Raw genomic sequence first — 19006 nt, forward strand, 5'->3', positions numbered from 1 at the left:
GAATAAAAGACCTTTAATGAAGCATATTTTAATTGTGTTGTTTGTTTTTCGGAAAAATGTTAGAATGAAATTCCGTTAAAACATATTCAATTACTCGGATATAAAAATAGGCAACGGGAGACAAACAAATCCGGCTTGATGAAACGAGCAAGGATATACGTAGCAGGAGGAAAAACAATGAAGAAATTATTGATGGGTTTTTTAATGGCGGTACTTGCATTTTCATTAATTGGATGCAGCGCGGCAGGTCATTCATCCAAAAACAAAAGCGCAGTTGATCAGATTAAGGAAAAAGGTGTGCTGAAGGTTGGAACTGAAGGTACCTATGCACCTTATACCTATCATGACAGCAAAACAAATAAATTGGTCGGTTTCGATGTTGATGTGATTCGCGAAGTGGGCAAACGAATGGGTGTAAAAGTACAATTTAAGGAATCAAATTGGGATTCACTGTTTGCGGGCCTGAATGCGAAACGATTTGACACGATTTCTAATGATGTCGGTGTGACACCCGAGCGCGTGAAGAAATATGATTTTTCACGTGTCTACTCAACATCCCAGTCCGTCATTGTCACACGTAAGAATAATAATAAGATTAAAGCACTGAGCGATTTGAAGGGAGTTAAGGTTGCCCAAGGTCTCTCCAGTAACTATGGGGAAATGACGAAAAAGGCAGGGGCGGTCATTGTGGGTCAGGACGAATTGTCCAAAGCCTTGAAGCTTGTGAGCCAGGGACGTGTCGATGCAACCGTTAATGACCAAGGAGCGGTGCTGCAATATTTCAAAGAAACGAACGACAGCAATCTCAAAATTGCGGCACTCGTTAAGTCCAATGCGGCAGACATCGCTTTTCCTGTGCTTAAGGGAAGCGATTTGGACAAAGAATTTACGAAGCAGCTCAAGGCAATGAAGAAAGACGGTACACTAAAGAAAATATCTGAGAAATACTTTGGAAAGGACATCAGTAAATAAATGGCACCCTTTGTATTAGGAGAAATCACGATTGACTGGCCGCTTGCATTTCATTCGTTTTGGCCGATTCTCCAAGGCGGTCTGATTTACACGATTCCGCTTGCCATCATTTCATTTATTTTTGGCCTTGCACTTGCCATGCTGATGGCACTCTTGCGTTTGTCGAGAGTGCAGGTGGCACAAGGAATCGCTCGCGTCTATATCTCGATTATTCGCGGTACGCCGCTGCTTGTTCAATTGGCGATTATTTTTTATGGCCTGCCGGATCTCGGTATTGAAGTCAGTCCGTTTGCCGGAGCCGTTGTCGCGCTGTCGATGAATGTCGGCGGTTATGCGGCGGAAACGATTCGCGCATCAATCCTCTCTGTTCCTAAGGGACAGTGGGAAGCGGGCTATACAATTGGCATGAACTATGCACAGGTCATGCGGCGGATCATTCTTCCGCAAGCCGCACGTGTTTCGGTGCCGCCGCTGTCCAACACATTTATCAGCTTGGTCAAGGACACGTCATTGGCATCAACGATTACGGTGACGGAGCTTTTCCGGCGCGCACAGGAAATTACCGCCACAAGTTATGATTTTCTGCTGCTCTACTCAGAAGCGGCATTCATTTATTGGGTCTTCTGTTTCATCCTTTCAATTATTCAGGGACGCATTGAAAGCAGACTTGATCGTTATGTGGCAACTCATTAATGAAGGGAGGCAGGTAGATGTTGCTTCAAGCTATGGATATTCACAAATCATTTGGCGAAAGCCGAATTTTAAAGGGCGTTGATTTAACTCTGGATGAAGGGAAGGTCCTCGTCATTATCGGACCTTCGGGCTCCGGTAAAACGACCCTGCTGCGCAGCTTGAATCTGCTTGAACTTCCGGAACAAGGAACGCTTGAAATCAATGGAAAACACGTGGATTTTAGCAAAAGACTATCAAAAAAAGAAACACGCGATATTCGAAGTCAGTCAGCAATGGTGTTTCAGAGCCATAATTTGTTTCCTCACAAAACCGTGCTCGAAAATGTGATTGAAGGCCCGGTCATTGTACAAAAGATTCCCAAAGACCGAGCGATTGATGAGGCACGAGAAATCTTGGATCAGGTCGGGCTCATCGATTATCAAAATCAATACCCTTTCCAACTTTCCGGCGGACAGCAGCAGCGCGTGGGCATTGCCCGTGCCGTTGCACTGAAACCGAAGCTGCTGTTGTTCGATGAGCCAACCTCTGCACTGGATCCTGAGCTTGTAACTGATGTGCTGAAGGTTATGAAAGATTTGGCGACAAAAGGGTGGACGATGGTTATCGTTACTCATGAGCTGAAGTTTGCTCAGGAAGTTGCCGATAAAGTGATTTTTGTTGATCAAGGAGTCATTTCGGAAGAAGGGACTCCTGATCAACTGTTTCAGCATCCGCAACATGAACGAACACGCCGGTTTCTGAGCCGAATTTTGCAGCGCACATAATTAAAAATTAATAGGACTTATATTAAAGCAAATCTGGGAGGATAAATCTGGATTTGCTTTTTTAGTTAGAAGAGTTATGGTTTGGTTGTTTCTTGCCTGAATTCATTTGTTAGATTATTCTAAAATATAGGAACGCAATTGCATTGTTGACGTTCACATCATGACCTTGGAAAAGGGTTGATCGTTCGATGAATCAAATTGACTTAAACTGTGATTTAGGAGAAAGTTTCGGGCATTATGTGATTGGAAATGATGAAAAAATTTTGCCGCTCATCTCATCGGCTAATGTAGCCTGCGGTTTTCATGCGGGGGATTTTTCTGAAATGCACCGAACAGTCGCTCGTGCAAAAAAGAATGCTGTGGCCATCGGCGCACATCCCGGTCTTCCAGACTTAAAAGGATTTGGAAGGAAAGAGATGCACGTTTCACCTACTGAAGTCTATGACATGGTTGTGTATCAAATTGGCGCGCTCCAAGCGGTAGCTAAAGCACAAAATATTCGAGTGAATCATGTGAAGCCGCATGGCGCGCTGTATCATATGGCATCAGATCAGGAAAAATATGCGAAAGCAGTTGTTCAGGCAGTATCTGATGTAGATCCGAATCTGCTTTTATTTGCTATGGACGGAACTTTTTTGGCATCTGCAGGTGAGGAGGTGGGGCTGCATGTCATTTATGAAGCCTATGCGGATCGTACCTACCAGCCCAATGGATCGCTGACGCCAAGATCGGAACCAAAGGCACTCATTACTGAAACGGATCAGGCGCTGAGACAAGTGATGCAAATGCTTCAAGACAGAACAGTGACAGCGGTGAATGGCGGCAAGGTAAGTGTGCGTGCTGAAACCCTTTGCGTTCATGGAGACGGAACTTCAGCGCTTGCTTTTGCTGCGACCATACGGAAAGAGTTGCAGAATTGTGGAGTTAAGATTAAATCCTGGACCTGAATCGCTTCACAGGACAAAAGAAATTACGGTCGGAGGTGCCCTATGCTTAGAATCGAGCCATTTGGCGATCAAGCGGTTCGTGTCATTTTCGGCGATCAAATAGCACCTGAAATCCAAATGAAAATTAAACGGTTTACGGAACAATTTGACCTGGCGCCTTTTGCTGGATTTATTGAATATGTACCTTCGTACACGAATATCGTGTTTTTCTATAATCCAATAGAGGTGCTGCGTGGCGGTAGAAAAGAGATCACGGCGCAGCAGCAAGTCATCAATTATTTAGCGAACATGGCGAAACGTGTGAGCGGCAGCGTCAATCATAAAATGGAAAGACGTACTGTGCATATACCGGTATGTTATGGGGGAGACTTTGGGCCGGATTTGGACGAAGTGGCTGAACTTCGCGGCTTGAGTGTCCGTGAAGTTATTGACATGCATTCTGCTCCGGACTATTTGGTTTACATGCTTGGTTTCGCTCCGGGCTTTCCATTCTTGGGTGGGCTTTCGGAACAATTAGCCACACCAAGGAGGGCGACTCCGCGATTGAAAATCGCTGCCGGATCGGTCGGTATTGCCGGAAAACAGACAGGAGCTTACCCGCTTGATTCTCCTGGAGGATGGCAAATTATTGGGCGCACACCACTGCCTCTTTTTATGCCGGAGTCAGATCCGCCGACTTTGCTTGCTGCCGGAGATCTCGTGAAATTCGATCCGATATCGAGACAAGAGTACATGGGTATTAAGGAGGGGCAGTCATGGGTTTGATCTTAATTCGAAAAGGATTTGCCTCTGCTGTGCAGGACCTGGGGAGATTGGGATATCAGAAATTCGGCATGATTGTCGGTGGAGTGATGGATCCGCCATCGGCAAAACTGGCAAACTGGCTGGTTGGTAATGATGAATCAGATGCGGTCATTGAGTATTCTTTTCTCGGACCAAGTATTCTTTTTCCCGAAGATGCCTTGTTTGCTATAACAGGGGCTGTCTGCCATCCAAGCCTCGACGGACAGAAAATCGGCACCGGAAAGCCATACCTCGCACGTGAAGGGCAAATCCTAACGATCGGCGGTTTGGTCTCCGGAAGCAGGGGCTATTTGGCTGTGGCCGGCGGAGTGAATACACCTTTGTGGTTTGGCAGTCGGTCCACCTTTGAAAAGGCAGGACAAGGAGGATTCATGGGGCGATTTCTGAAAGAGCAAGACCGAATCCCGGTCGGTGAACCTTCTAAAAGAGCAAAACATGTTATGGCGTCATTGGCTGAAAAGAAATCTGTGATCAGATGGTTCGCTGCAATACAAAGAACTTATCGAGATGTCCAGCCCATTCGCGTCATCCCGGATACATTATGGCCGCGTTTTTCTGAAACGAGCAGGCAGGTGTTCCTGAACACCGACTATCAGATTACTGCATCTTCAGATCGAATGGGCTACCGTCTGGAAGGTGCGGGATTAGATCTTGACAGACCTATTGAGCTTTTTTCGGAAGCAGTAACAAACGGTTCTATTCAAGTGCCAAGAGACGGACAGCCGATTATCTTGATGACCGATCACCAATCGACCGGCGGCTATCCAAGAATTGCTCAGGTAGCATCGGTGGATGTGCCGCTGCTTTCACAACTGCCGCCGAACAGCAAGTTGAGGTTTCAGCTGATTTCGAACAAGGAAGCGGAGAAACAATTCGTGCGGCAAGTGAAAAATCTTGAATTACTTCATAACATAATTACTATGCAATTAGACAGGATTGCGCGATGAATGTTCAAAAATCATGTTAAAAAAAATAACATTACCATGCGTAGACCTTTGCGGACCGTCATTTAAGACCTATAATGGTTTTGTTACGGTTTTACTTATAGGTGATGTTAAACAATGTTGTTGTTTAGTGGCTCCTCTACCGCCGGTTTATTGAACGTCGGGAGGGTGAAAGCAAGCGTTCACACATCATTTCATCAAATCGATGGATCTTTCAGTAAGCTGGAAGGCGTGAAATGCAGGGCTTTTCACGAATGAGCCAATAAACAGTGACAGACAACATAATTTTTTAACAAAGCCTACTTTTTATAAGGGGGACATTGAAGTGGCAAAGGAAATTTCGACATCAATGATTGACGCATTTTCAGACAAAATCCACAGTGTTGCTGAAAATAAGGTTGTTCAAGACGCGGTAATGAAAAGCGGAATTAAAGCGGCGACTTTAAACAGCAATGCAATTGTATCAATGAATCCAGTATTTTCAGAAGAAATTGAGACGGGCAAAGTTGCTGACCAGAAGCAAAGCGGAAGATGCTGGATGTTCGCTGCTTTGAATACATTCCGTCATAAATTCAGCGATGCTTTTAATCTTAAAGACTTCGAACTCTCACAAAATTATACGCTTTTCTGGGATAAGTTTGAGAAATCCAATTATTTTCTCGAAAGTATTTTGGATACGGCTGCTGAACCACTAGATGGCCGGCTCGTTTCGTGGCTAATGGATACGCCGCAGCAGGATGGCGGACAATGGGATATGCTCGTAGCCATTATTGAGAAATATGGTGTGGTTCCGAAGCAAGCGATGCCGGAAACGTTCCAAAGCAGCCGGACACTTGAACTGAACGGCATATTGAATACAAAGCTGCGCGAGGATGCCGGTGTCTTGCGCACGATGAGTGCGGACGGAAAGTCAAGGGATGCTCTTGAAGAAGCGAAAACAGCAATGCTGGGCGATATCTATCGTATTCTTGCATTCTCACTAGGTGAACCGCCGAAAGCCTTTGATTTTGAATATAGGGATGAAGATAAGAAGTTTCACAGAGATCTTGGCATGACACCACAAGACTTTTTCAAAAAATATGTCGGCCTTGATCTGAATGATTATGTTGCAATTATCAACGCACCGACACAAGATAAACCCTACAAGAAAACATATACAGTACAATATCTCGGTACCGTTGTCGGCGGTCACAAGATTAAATATTTGAATGTTGATATGGAGACGCTGAAGTCACTCGCCGTCAGCCAGATCAAGGATAATGAATCCGTATGGTTCGGCTGCGATGTAGGCAAATATTCGGACAATACACATGGCATTATGGATACAGCTTTGTATGACTTTGATACGGCATTCGGTACAGAGTTCAAGATGACGAAAGCGGAACGGCTCGATTACAAGCACAGCTGTCTAACCCATGCGATGGTACTGACTGGCGTGAATCTTGTTGATGGTAAACCAAACCGCTGGAAAGTGGAGAACAGCTGGGGCGAGAAATGGGGCACAAAAGGCTATTTTGTCATGAGTGATCCGTGGATGGATGAATATACTTATCAAGTCGTGATCAATAAGAAGTATCTTTCCGATGAGTTAAAGTCCGCTTTTGAACAAGAGCCAATTGAACTGAAACCTTGGGATCCGATGGGTGCTCTTGCAATCATGCAATAAGGACTATGCAATATGAACTTTAAAAAAACCGTTCTGATCGTTCAGAACGGTTTTTGTTTTTTTAGCAAATCGGAGGTCTTTTGGATGGCAAAAGGCAGAAAAAAAACAGGCGGTTTGTTGCGAATCTATTGTTCGTAATCTAAGAATAGCGTTATACTTAGACATAAGCTTAAAATAAATTTTGATTTACATAGATGAGATACAAATTTAATGTTCTTCCTCAATTATTTGCCTCATAGGTCATGGAGCAGTTACCTCGAAAGGAGTTTTTCACAGTGAACGGTCAATCTCGTATTAAGTACACGCAATTTTCAATCATACTTGTTGCTGTTTTGTTTTTAAGTCTATTATCCTACTATCCTGCGCAAGCGAAGAAATCTTATACATACTATGTTCATAAGACTTCCAAACTGTACACAAGCTCGAATAGTGCCAAACAATTCATACGTTATGTTCCAATTAACGCCAAGCTGAAGACCACAAGTAAGAAGACAAGTAAAATGGTTAAGGTGACCTATGGCGGAAGGAGCGGCTATGTTTTTCGGTCGAATTTATGGACAAAGCGAACCACGAAAACCCGATATATTCATAAAACATCTTATCTTTACTCAAGCCGAGATGCATCGAAACAACGCACCTGGAAAATAGCAATCAATAAGAAACTGACCACGGACAGCAATTTAAACTATAAAATGTATCATGTAAACTACAAAGGCAAACGCGGCTATGTATACAAGTCGAATTTGTCTCCGTATAAGACGACCATTGTTAAATACGTCAAAAAGAAGTCTAAGCAATACAAAAATTACAGCCGGACGAAACGTTATTCAGGAACGATTCCGCTCGGAACCCGTTTGGAAACGCAAAGCCCACAGTCAAATAAACTGTTTTGGGTTTCTTATAAAGGACGGAAGAGTTATGTTTACGCGGTCAATTTGACTAATGCCGAATTAAGCTACACGTATAACAATCCTGTTGCAGCTAACACCTATGGCGTGGTCTCGACAGGCGGAAATCATGGAATTTGGGATCAACCCTACGGAATCAAGGATGCAAAATCAGTCGGCAACATAGCTGATTATGAGCGTGTGCCGCTGAATGTACTGCGCGAGTCGGAAGTCGGCGGTGTGGTTTGGTATCAGGTCAGCGTTGACGGACGGACGCTTGGCTGGATCCATAAGAGTATTGTTCAATTGACATCAAATACGGCCAGTGACGGGAGCATTCCACATTTGGCTGTAGCAAGTGTGGCGAAGCCTAATTCATTCCTGTATCAATCGCCGGGCAATGGGGTTATTACCAGTCTTAACATCTATGCTAACCTGAGACTCAAAATTGATATGATCGCGAACAATGGCGAGTGGGTTCATATTAAGAAGTATACGGCAGGAACATCGCTCGGCTGGGCCCGAGCAAGTGATTTGTCCATTCAGTCGACAAGTGCCGGTAAAGCCTTGAACGTCAACTACGGAGCGACCATAGCCAGCAGCAAAGCGCCGATTTTTGATGATCAAGATCATTTTGTCGGATACAGCGGACAGTTTAATGCAGACGGCAGACATGTTCAAATTAATCAGGAAAAACAAGTAGAGAACGAAGAAAGATATCGTATTTCTTACAATAACCATGTGATCGGTTGGGTCGTCAGCACGGCGTTGAATCTGAATAACTCGACCATGAGTTATCAAATCGTGAAGAACACAGGCGCAATATACAACGGACAATCAAATGGGGATGCTCCTGATACAGGATTGGCACTCGGCTCCTTGTCTGCATACACGAATCGCATGCTTGAAGTCATTAAAACATCTGGTGATTGGTCGTTTATTAAGTACAACGATTGGTATGGAAAGATGGGCAAGGATATTGACCTTGGCTGGGTACGCAGCAGCGATTTGTCTGGTCTTAGATCGGGTACCGCCGATTTTCGCCATTTATTTACAGCTGGCGGAGGCAATCAGCAAGGACTGGCGTACAATCCTGATTTGGGACTGTACTATGTTGGTTATGATACCGGAGACGGGACCGGAAAAATTGTTGCTTATGATCAAAACGGCAACTACAAAGGTTCATCAGCAGTGACAACATTTGGTCATGCTTGTGCACTCAGTTATATAGACGGTAAACTCTATGAAGTCAGCAGTGCCGGACAAAAGCCGATTCTTCATGAAATTAACCCTGATCCAAATAATCTAAGCATTACAAAGACGACGACCCTTACCAGTTTTCCATACTATGTGGCGATGATGACGGCGAAGGACAGCAACACGTTAATTCTACTGACTGAATCGGTCGGCGGGAAAGATACGTTCTATGAATACACCATTTCCACAGGAAAACTGACTCAGACGGCGCAAATGAATAAAATGGGTATTGTTCAGGGCATGCATTATGAGAATGGAAAACTCTATTTCTTAGCAAATAACTATTTAACTGTTTTAAACGGAAATTATGCCATTGAAGATCGTTTCCAATTCTCCATTCCGAATGGCGGAACGCCTCAAGAGAGTGAAGGGTTGACGATGGTTAACGGTAAGTTAGCGATCGGATTCGCAGATCATACTATCTACATTCAAAATTAAACACAATCACTGGTGCCCGTGGCTCATACGGCCATTTGGGCATCTTTTTTTGAAATGACGAATCAACTATTGTTTTGCCGCGTGAAGTGAGGCTATACTCAAACTATGATTTTTAGCGAATGCAGAGAATAGAGAATTTTTATATTTAGATAAAGGGCGGGAAGGGAGCACAATTTACAGTGAAAAATCGAGTAAGGTCGACCACCTTATTAATTGTATGTGTATTCATATTTAGTTTATTGACTTATTATCCGACAAGTGCAAAAGCCTCTCGTACTTATTATGTACATAAGACCTCCAAGCTGTATTCTACTTCAGGTTCATCGAAGCAGGTGATGGGGTTCATTCCAATTAATGCACAGCTGAAAACGGCCAGTAAAACGAAGAGTAAAATGTATAAGGTAGTCTATGCAGGCCAAACGGGTTATGTATATAAGTCGAATTTGTGGACTAGGCGAACAACGGTAACGCGATATATTAAAAAGACCTCGTACTTGTATACAAGCTCAAATGCGGCAAAACAACGTGTGCAGAAAATTGCGATTAACAAAAGCCTTACAACGGATAGCAGTCTCGGCAATAAGATGTATCATGTGAATTATAAAGGAAAACGCGGCTATGTTTATGCCGTTAATCTGTCTACTAAAAAAACTCCGATCACAAAATATGTTATAAAGGCGTCGAAACGTTATAAAAATTATGCGCATACCAAAAATTATAAGGGTAACATACCTGTAAATACTGTGCTCACGACAACGAGCCCTCAGTCGAATAAACTCTACTGGGTGAACTATAATGGCGTCAATTGTTACGTATATGCTTCTAATTTAGCAAGTCAACCATTGAATTATTCCTATGACAATTCTATTCCGTCAAATACTTATGGAGTGGTTTCAGTCGGCGGAAATCATGGAATCTGGGATCAGCCGTATGGAATTGCCGGAGCCAAATCTGTTGGAAGAATTGCGGACTATGAACGTCTGCCGCTTAATATTCTTCGAGAATCAAAGGTAGGCAGTACAGTATGGTTCCAAATAGGTGTCGATGGACAGACATTGGGATGGATTCATAAGGATACGGTTCAAGTGACTTCTGAAGCAGCCGAGGACGGCAGCATCCCGCATGTGGCAGTGGCCAATGTACACAATACAAACGGACAACTCTATGCGAAGGTGAATGATTCTCCGCTCCCGGTATTTCTGAACATCTATGCAAACCTTAAGCTGAAAATCGATCAAATCGCGGACAATGGCCGATGGGTTCATATTAAGAAATATACGGCAGGTACGAGTCTCGGTTGGGTAAAGAGTGATGACTTGACGATTCAGGAAGCCAATGCGTCCGGATTAATCAATGTGAATTACAACGCAACCATCTCCAGCAGTACCGCACCGATTTTTGATGATCAATCAAGCTTTGTCGGGTATAGCGGCCAGTACAACGCGGACAATCGTGTCGTTCAAATTAACGAAGAGAAGCAGGTAGAGAATGAGGAAATGTACCGCATTTCGTACAATCATCATGTCATTGGCTGGGTGCGCAGCAATGCGATGAATCTTGTGAACCCAACAAAAGCGTATATGCAGGCGCGTGACCTAAATACGACATTCGGCATATACAATGGTCAAAGTAATGGAGATGCTCCTGACAGTAATGCGCGCATCGGCAATTTATCCAATTACAGCAGGCGCATGTTGGAAGTCACGAAGACATGGAATGATTGGTCGTTTATTAAATATAACGATTGGTTCGGACAGGCGGATAAGGATATTGACATCGGCTGGGTTAACAATGCAAGTCTTGGTGAACTCCAGACACGAACAGACGACTTTCAGTATCATATGCAAACAGGCAATGCCTCTGACGGCAAACAGCAAGGGCTTGCCTATGACTCCAAGAGAGATTATTACTATGTCGGATACGACCTTGGAAACGGATTGGGTAAGATCGCAGCCTATGATCGCGGCGGGAAAAAAGTGAACGAATCAGGGTCAATGACTTTAGGTCATGCCTGTGCACTCAGCTATAATCCTTATAATGATCAGTTATATGAAGTAAGTAGTGCGGGAGATGCACCAACAATTTACACGATTGATCCGGATTCTCTTGAAATGACAGGACCGAAAAAGGGATCGGAAACTGGTATATCTCTTGATACAAATCGTATTCCATATGTTGCCATGATGGCAGTGAGGGATCAGGATACGCTGATTTTACTGACCGAATCGTTTGGTGATGATTCTTTCTTCACTTATAACCTGAAAACAGGGAAACTTTCTGAACGACACAGCATGCAGAAAATGGGTATTGTTCAAGGTATGCAGTATGAGGATGGAAAACTATACTTCCTGGCAAACAATTATTTGACTGTGCTTAATGACAATTGGACTATTGCGGATCGTTTCCATTTCTCCATTCCGAATGGCGGAACTCCTCAGGAGAGTGAAGGATTGACCATGATGGACGGTAAGTTAGTGATCGGATTTGCAGATCATCATTTGTATATTGAAAAATAAATAAAAGGATGAGACAGGTGCCCACGGCTTTTTCAGCTGTTTGGACACCTTTTTTATTGAAACTTTTTTTCTTGCCGGATGTAAATATATGGTTGAAACAGATTATCCTTTGCATCTGCACTAGAAAAACACTAAAATGAAAATATAATCTGTTCCTAATACTAGATATACATTTGGGGCAGGAATAAAAGGAGAAAAGGAAACAGAAACTATGAATTTACTGATCGGCTATTTGCAAAAACAATCAGTCAGACGCGTCCTTATTTTTGCTCTGCTGGTATTTATTATTTACCTGTGTCGAAGTTTGATTGATTTGCTCTTGCTTACATTTATCTTTTGTTTTCTTGTGGACCGTTTAGAAACCTTTGTCCACCAAAAATTGAAATTGCCCAGACGGTTTGTGGTCATTGTTCTTTATTTGTTAATTGCGCTAGGCATCTATGCGGCACTGACCATTTACTTACCAATTATTGCCGATCAGACGGTACAGCTGTTTGACTCGATCATGAAGACAATTAAGGAATTTCGCGGATCCGTCGTGGTCAATGCGTTCTTGGATCAGCTGCAAAAGTATAATGTCGAATCCTATCTGAAATCGGGTGTCAAATTTCTGATTGATTCGTTTTCTTCCTTTGGTTCATTTACGATCGACCTGTTTCTGGCATTGCTGCTCAGCCTGTTCTTTTCTCTGGAAAAAGAGCGGCTGCTTAAGTTCTCAAGAGGATTTAAAACGAGTAAAATCGGGTTCCTATATGATGAGGTTGCTTTCTTCGGGTCTCGTTTCGTACAGACCTTCGGCAAGGTGATTGAAGCTCAATTTGTCATCGCACTTGTCAATACGGCCATTACAGCGATTATTCTTGCGTTGCTGCATTTCCCGCAGCTGTTCAGTTTGATTCTGATGGTTTTTGTTCTGAGTCTGATTCCGGTTGCCGGCGTTGTCATCTCGCTGATTCCGCTTTGTATGATTGGCTATACGATCGGTGGAATACAGGATGTTATTTATATGGTGCTGACGATTCTTGCTGTGCATACGGTCGAAGCTTATGTACTGAATCCTAAGCTGATGTCAGCGAAAACGGAACTCCCGGTTTTCTACACGTTTGTTGTCCTGATCTTTTCCGAACATTTCTTTGGCATCTGGGGACTTATTGTCGGTCTGCCGGTCTTTGTCTTTCTTATTGATGTGCTCGGTGTTGAATACAAAAAACCAATCAAAAAACTGTCATTGAACCGATCAAAAAAATAAATGATAGACCCAATAAGGCAGGGCGGGAGCGCTCTGCCTTTTCTTTTACAGGTATCGCTCCTTGCACGATCGTCACGAATTCAGTATGATTGAAGCATCACGCAATCTTTAAAAAGAGGTATTTTATATGAGCAGAACGTCCATTTATGGATTAACATTGGATAAATTAACAGGCTGGCTGGTGAGTCAAGGCGAGAAAAAATTCAGAGCCGCACAAATTTGGGATTGGATCTATGTCAAACGTGTCGATGATTTTGAGAAAATGACCAATCTCTCCAAAAAGACAATTCAGCTGCTTGAGAACCATTTCGTTATGGGAACACTGGAAACGCAGATTGAGCAGAAAGCGAAGGACGGAACGACAAAATTTCTGTTCAAGCTTTCTGATGGTAATTTAATTGAGACCGTTTTGATGCCGCATGAATATGGACTATCCGTCTGTGTCACATCTCAGGTGGGCTGCAACATCGGGTGCAGCTTTTGTGCGAGCGGATTGTTGAAGAAAAACCGTGACCTTACAAGCGGGGAAATGGTGGAGCAGTTGGTTAAAATTCAGCAAAGCCTTGATGCACGTGAGAAAGATGAACGTGTCAGTCATATTGTTGTCATGGGCATAGGTGAACCATTTGATAATTTTGAACCGGTTATGGATTTCCTCAAGATTATTAACGATGGCAAAGGTCTCGCCATTGGTGCGCGCCATATTACCGTTTCCACCAGCGGTATTGTACCGAAAATCTATGAATTTGCCGATATTGACTGGCAAATTAATCTGGCCATTTCGCTGCATGCACCAAATAACGAACTGCGCAGTAGAATCATGAAAATTAATCGTGCCTATCCGATTGAAAAGTTGATGGAAGCTGTCGACTATTATTTAGAAAAAACCAATAGGCGTATCACGTTTGAATATATTATGCTTAAAGACATTAATGATCACAAAGAAGAAGCTCTGCAGCTTGCCAAACTGCTCGAAAAGAAACGTCATCTGGCGTACGTCAACCTGATTCCCTACAATCCGGTCGAAGAACATTCGGAATACCAACGGAGTGAGAAAGACGCTGTGGTTGCCTTCTATGAAACGTTGAAAAAGCGAGGCATAAACGCCGTTGTTCGTAAAGAATTCGGTACGGACATTGACGCCGCCTGCGGTCAATTGCGCAGTAAGCAGATCAAGAAAGAACGCGTGGTTAAGCGATAAGGCTCAAAGAGTACTAAATCGGCAGAAAGGACGTTTCCTTTCTGCCGGTTTTTCTTATTCAGACATAAATTCTATGTAACTCTCAGCTTCCAAAATGGAAAGAATGGAACGACAATTCGTTCTCAAGTTAGTAATTGTTATCGATTTTATCTCTGAGCCCACAGTGCAAGATGGATGCCGAACCCAATTAGGATTGAACCGGTCACACTTTGGAGCATAAATTGGACTGAAGGTTTCTGCAGCCATTGATTGAATGCTCCGATGAGGAACACATAGGTACTGAACAAGAGAAAATTGATGAGGATGTGCGTTATTCCAAGTATAAAAAAGGGGACAATTGAGTGATTGTCCGGCCGAACAAATTGAGGCAAAAACGTCAAAAAGAAAACGACGACTTTAGGATTGGTCAAATTGGTGAGAAATCCTTGGAAGTAGCCCATTTTTTTTGAAAGGTATTTTTTCGAAAGCACAGATTGTCCATTCATTTGCGTTGCGGTCTGATTTCTAAGACTAAATAATGTTCGGATGCCAAGATAAGCCAAATACAATGCGCCGATGTATTTGAAAATGGAAAAGAAAAAAGCGGATTGGACAAGTAGGGCGGACAGACCGAGTGCTGCCGCGGTCGTATGAATGAAAAGTGCATGAGACGTCCCGGTAATAGTACTTAAGCCGACTGATCGACCGTAAAGCAGTGTATTCCGTGTGGCAAGCGCCATGTCCGGTCCGGGGAGCAGAATCAAAAAAATAGAGACAATAATAAAAAGCAGATAATGTTCCACCAGAGACCACACTCCAACAATTATTGATGCACGCTGCTTTGGGCGGCATGTTGCTTTCGCAAGGCTCTTTTCTTTATAGCACTCATCATCTGGATTTGCGCAACCATGAGCACCATAACAACTAAGAACGTGAGGACGTACATGGAAAAGATCAGTATGTTTTTAGAATCCGTTCCTCCCATGATGCCATGGGTGAGCGCCAGCAGAAAAAGCAGATACGCAATCAGATGGAAACTATGCCAGATTTTTCTCGGCATTTTCTCTTTCAGGTCAGTCGTCAGAAGTACGAACAGCAATCCATAAAGTGTGAGTGTTCCGAGTCCGTAAAGAAACGGCTCACGCGGTGCTGTGAAAGGAACAAGCAGCTGCATCCAAGAGAAAGGAACATAGGGATCAATGACAAGGAGCAGCGGATGCAGCATGGCAACAAATACGCCGGTTGTGTTGAAGAAAAAATGTATGCTTAAAAGCAGGTCGCGAGCTTTTTTTCTTCCTCTCCAAATGGGCATGCCGGCCATAATACCTAAGCATATGCCGCAGAAAAGGAGCAGGTACGCACTGATGCCGAGCACGCGGACAATGAGCCAGGTCGGTGCATGCGCAGATAAAAAGCCTGTCCGGCGTTCGAATTCAATAAATAAGCTGATGATGATCATCAATGAAAATCCAACGGTCCACTTTAAAACCTTATGCTTTTGGTCCACAGTTCATCTCTCCTTATTTGGTGGAAAGGATATTTTTTCTGGGAAATTTTTATAGCTGCACAAATTCTTCAAATTGGATGAGATGGTCAATTGACCATCCTTTTTAATGAACAGGTAGGCAAGATCCGGACGCTTCGCCTTGAGCCACGCGGGCCCTTTATGGCTGTCCATAATCAGAAGGCATTTTGCATAGATTTCGCATGGCAGGAGTTCCGGCCCCACAACGGTTGCCTGAATAATATCCGATTCTGAGGGCAAGTCGGTTCGTGGATCAATAAGATGATGAAGCCGGTGCTTCCCGTCGCTCCAACTGCGTTTGATTTTGCTGCTCGTAGCGATGCCGAAGCGACGGTCTTTGACAGTAAGTTTCCCAATGATTTGGTCATCGGAAAAAGGGTGGGCAATGTTGATGACCCATGGTTGCTTGTCGGACCAGCCCATGATATCGCCGCCGGCATTGATTAATCCTTTCGAGCGACCATCATGAATAAGAGCCAAGGCCGATTTTTGTACTGCCCAGCCTTTTGCAATACCACCGAAATCCAAAGTACAGCCTGAATGCGGTGTTACGCTCCGCTGTTCAAGATCAAATTCAAAAGAAGCTGCTTGGATTGGGGAAGAAATAACACGACGGGTACGCTGAGCATGTAAACGATCGATTTCATCAAATGAACGATCATAGCCAAGTTCTTGGATAAGGCGGCCGAGAAACGGATCAAAGATACCATCTGTTTCCGAATAGAAACGCAGTGCTTCAAATAGCAGTTCGGCAAATCGCGGAGATACGGTTACAGGCATATTAGCGCTCTGATTTACCCGATAAAGCTCACTGTTCGTTAGAAATCTGGAAAATTGTTCTTCTGTCTCGGTCATTCGTTTAAAAACTCTAGACGCGTCCGGCGCGTTTAATCCAGAGATATGTACCTGAGTATTCATATGAAAACTGTGAAATTCAGGCAAAATTACGATCCTTGTGTACTTGTCGTTGGATCTTGTTTGACCGAAGCAATACTTTTGCCAGTATTAAATCCTGCACGTACATGATCTAGGAGAACACCGTGTGATTTTGCGCCGGATGGTTTGTAAACGGCCTGAGCGGTCGATTGTGTGTTGTCTTTGCCAATGGTAATTTTTCCGGTGAACACGACTCGGTTCTGCCAGTAAATGTTGCCTTCAGCTTTGTAGACGTAGGTGCCGGGTTTTACCGCCTTTCCCGCGGCGTCGGTACAATCCCAATATACAGTATGGTTACCGGCGTCTTGTTCCGGAAGTTTGACTTGATTGACTTCGGATTTGGACGCATGGGCCCAGTTTGATGCCTTGCGCCACTCCGGCAATGCCTCAGCCCGCATTTTATAGCCTCCGCCTGCTGTGAAGCTTGAGGCACGCAGCGTTTTAACATAATGGCCTTTTTCATCTTCGATCCAGAAGGCGATCTGATTGCTTGCCAACTGATCCAAGTGAAACAGTCGATAGTTTATAGCGACAAGACCGAGCGTTTTTACATCAGGGACATGGACTGCAGAAGTGTCAGATGACGAGACAGATGAGGTTGAGCTGTCGGAAGAAGGCTGGGACAAAGAAAAGGGGTTATCAGCATGAGCAAATTGGGACATGCCTGAAACAATGATAACGCCGGCGCCTAATGTACCAATGACAGGAGCTAATATTTTTTTCGTTGATCTCACTCCCAATGTTCAAAATTTATTCGCTTAACAGAATAGAAAGTTTCTTTCATTATTATACAGCTAATGCGAAATTTTTTACATTGACGCGCTTTGGCAAGAAATAAATAAAAAAAGCGATAAAAAACCGCTTGGGTTTTCCATCGCTAGTATAAAAAGGTTAAGATTCGTAATTAATGTTATTAAACGATACATCGCGCGCCACGCCGGCCGGCTGGAGTTCTTTATTTGGGATCTTCAAAATAAAGTTAACGATGTTTTCCGGAATTTGCGGATCAACGTACTGCTGCTGTGATTTCTTAATTTCTTTCAGCATCGCGACGTTGTTATCCAACAGTTCATTAATTGTCGGAACAAGATTGCCCATTGAATCGCATGTAATTGCCAAATGATATTTTTCAGCAAATCTTGGATTTCCTGCTTCTTGTCCGGGAAGAGCTCCGGTAATCACGATTGGCGTGTTGCAGGAAACAGCTTCCATCATGACATTTGGGCTGCTCCGAATAAATGCGATATCGGAATTTGCAATCAAGTCTTGGATATTTCGTGTGAATCCGTAGATTTTGACTTTGTCACCGTATTTTTTACCCAAAGTTTTTTGGAGATGTGCTTGTAATTTTTCGTTTCTTCCGGCAACAATGGTAATGTTGAAACCAAAAGTTTCGATCAATGTTTTGGCCATTTTGCCCATATTGCCAACGCCTTCGCCGCCGCTCATGAGCAAGCAATTCAATGGTTTGTTCGGTGCATAATGTTCGGCATCTTTCTGAGCGTGGTTATAGAAGCGTTCGCGCACAGGGAACCCAAACACTTTAATCTTTTCAGCCGGCACACCAAATTCAATACATTTATCCTTGGCTTCTTGTGTCGGGCTGATCACATAATCGGCACGAGCATCCGCCCAAAGCGGTGTAATGCTGATCAAATCGGCGATCAGTGTGACGAATGGTATATGGATGTCATTTTTTTCGAGAATATTGAGAATAGAACCGTTAAAATTCGGATGGACGGTCAGAATGAGATCAGGCTTAACTTTGTCAAGTAGAGCAAGAAATTTGGTTCGAATTTTCATCTCAATCAAATGATTAACAAATGGCACCTTAACGGAAGTGATATCCCAAATGACTTTCCAGAGATGTTCGGAATTTCTGGTGATGGGTCCGTACATTTTGCCGACTCTGAGCAATGTGTTACCGCCTAATGAAAAGCCATCAACCACATGAATCTTTACATCCGGAACAATATCAAATTTTTCACTAAGGGATTCTGTAATACTTTTGTGGCCGTGTCCGGTGTAATTTGAAGATATGATGAGTATATTTTTAATCATCGAAGATATCCTTTCTCTAACAATTGGACTGACTCGCTAGATAAGCAGTCTCTTCTGTCTACCTTACATTGTATGCTAAACTGGGACAAGAAACAATTTTTTTTGGAAGTTATTGAACAATCGTAACAAAAAGCTTACTATAACGCAACATAAACTTAAGGAGATCA

Annotated in this window: 16 protein-coding genes; 11 read left to right on the plus strand and 5 right to left on the minus strand. The window is 43.4% G+C overall.

The window, feature by feature from the left end; translation table 11 throughout:
• Positions 1 to 177 precede the first annotated feature (177 nt).
• The 11 genes from AC1MBV_RS10080 (at position 178) to rlmN (ending at position 14338) form a co-directional block, all read left to right on the plus strand.
• On the plus strand, positions 178 to 972 hold the full coding sequence (locus AC1MBV_RS10080) for a transporter substrate-binding domain-containing protein (RefSeq protein ID WP_255747850.1): 795 nt from the start codon (positions 178 to 180) through the stop codon (positions 970 to 972).
• Positions 973 to 1665 (plus strand): amino acid ABC transporter permease, encoded by a 693-nt coding sequence (locus tag AC1MBV_RS10085; protein ID WP_255747849.1) that lies wholly within the window; start codon positions 973 to 975, stop codon positions 1663 to 1665.
• A gap of 20 nt (positions 1666 to 1685) precedes the next feature.
• Positions 1686 to 2429 (plus strand): amino acid ABC transporter ATP-binding protein, encoded by a 744-nt coding sequence (locus tag AC1MBV_RS10090; protein ID WP_480948281.1) that lies wholly within the window; start codon positions 1686 to 1688, stop codon positions 2427 to 2429.
• Positions 2430 to 2617: 188 nt separating this feature from the next.
• The gene (locus AC1MBV_RS10095; RefSeq protein WP_480948181.1) at positions 2618 to 3376 is read left to right on the plus strand and encodes a LamB/YcsF family protein; all 759 of its coding nucleotides are present in this window, start codon (positions 2618 to 2620) and stop codon (positions 3374 to 3376) included.
• Between the two features lie 42 nt (positions 3377 to 3418).
• Complete coding sequence (gene pxpB, locus AC1MBV_RS10100; RefSeq protein ID WP_480948182.1) at positions 3419 to 4141, plus strand: 5-oxoprolinase subunit PxpB; 723 nt, start codon at positions 3419 to 3421, stop codon at positions 4139 to 4141.
• The gene (locus tag AC1MBV_RS10105) at positions 4132 to 5127 is read left to right on the plus strand and encodes a 5-oxoprolinase subunit C family protein (protein WP_480948183.1); all 996 of its coding nucleotides are present in this window, start codon (positions 4132 to 4134) and stop codon (positions 5125 to 5127) included. The genes pxpB and AC1MBV_RS10105 overlap by 10 nt, the downstream gene beginning before the upstream one ends.
• A gap of 322 nt (positions 5128 to 5449) precedes the next feature.
• On the plus strand, positions 5450 to 6790 hold the full coding sequence (locus tag AC1MBV_RS10110) for a C1 family peptidase (RefSeq protein ID WP_480948184.1): 1341 nt from the start codon (positions 5450 to 5452) through the stop codon (positions 6788 to 6790).
• 275 nt (positions 6791 to 7065) lie between these two features.
• Positions 7066 to 9372, plus strand: coding sequence for a GW domain-containing glycosaminoglycan-binding protein (locus AC1MBV_RS10115; protein WP_255747841.1), 2307 nt, complete (start codon positions 7066 to 7068; stop codon positions 9370 to 9372).
• 179 nt (positions 9373 to 9551) lie between these two features.
• On the plus strand, positions 9552 to 11888 hold the full coding sequence (locus AC1MBV_RS10120; RefSeq protein ID WP_480948185.1) for a GW domain-containing glycosaminoglycan-binding protein: 2337 nt from the start codon (positions 9552 to 9554) through the stop codon (positions 11886 to 11888).
• A 211-nt stretch (positions 11889 to 12099) separates the two neighbouring features.
• Entirely contained in the window at positions 12100 to 13137 is a 1038-nt protein-coding gene (locus AC1MBV_RS10125) for an AI-2E family transporter (RefSeq protein WP_255747838.1), read from the plus strand.
• A 127-nt stretch (positions 13138 to 13264) separates the two neighbouring features.
• A complete protein-coding gene (gene rlmN, locus AC1MBV_RS10130; RefSeq protein WP_480948186.1) occupies positions 13265 to 14338 on the plus strand; it encodes a dual-specificity RNA methyltransferase RlmN in 1074 nt (357 codons plus the stop codon).
• A gap of 146 nt (positions 14339 to 14484) precedes the next feature.
• Here rlmN and AC1MBV_RS10135 read toward each other — a convergent pair whose 3' ends face one another.
• The 5 genes from AC1MBV_RS10135 to AC1MBV_RS10155 all read right to left on the minus strand — a co-directional run bounded on the left by AC1MBV_RS10135 (position 14485) and on the right by AC1MBV_RS10155 (position 18839).
• Positions 14485 to 15123 (minus strand): LysE family translocator, encoded by a 639-nt coding sequence (locus tag AC1MBV_RS10135; RefSeq protein WP_255747938.1) that lies wholly within the window; start codon positions 15121 to 15123, stop codon positions 14485 to 14487.
• Positions 15124 to 15140: 17 nt separating this feature from the next.
• A complete protein-coding gene (locus AC1MBV_RS10140; RefSeq protein WP_480948187.1) occupies positions 15141 to 15824 on the minus strand; it encodes a hypothetical protein in 684 nt (227 codons plus the stop codon).
• Positions 15825 to 15827: 3 nt separating this feature from the next.
• Complete coding sequence (locus AC1MBV_RS10145) at positions 15828 to 16760, minus strand: FAD:protein FMN transferase (RefSeq protein ID WP_480948282.1); 933 nt, start codon at positions 16758 to 16760, stop codon at positions 15828 to 15830.
• Positions 16761 to 16786: 26 nt separating this feature from the next.
• Complete coding sequence (locus tag AC1MBV_RS10150) at positions 16787 to 17512, minus strand: DUF2271 domain-containing protein (protein WP_255747833.1); 726 nt, start codon at positions 17510 to 17512, stop codon at positions 16787 to 16789.
• Positions 17513 to 17669: 157 nt separating this feature from the next.
• Entirely contained in the window at positions 17670 to 18839 is a 1170-nt protein-coding gene (locus AC1MBV_RS10155; RefSeq protein WP_255747832.1) for an MGDG synthase family glycosyltransferase, read from the minus strand.
• Positions 18840 to 19006 lie beyond the last annotated feature (167 nt).

It is taken from the genome of Sporolactobacillus sp. PKPK-6 (assembly GCF_056678885.1).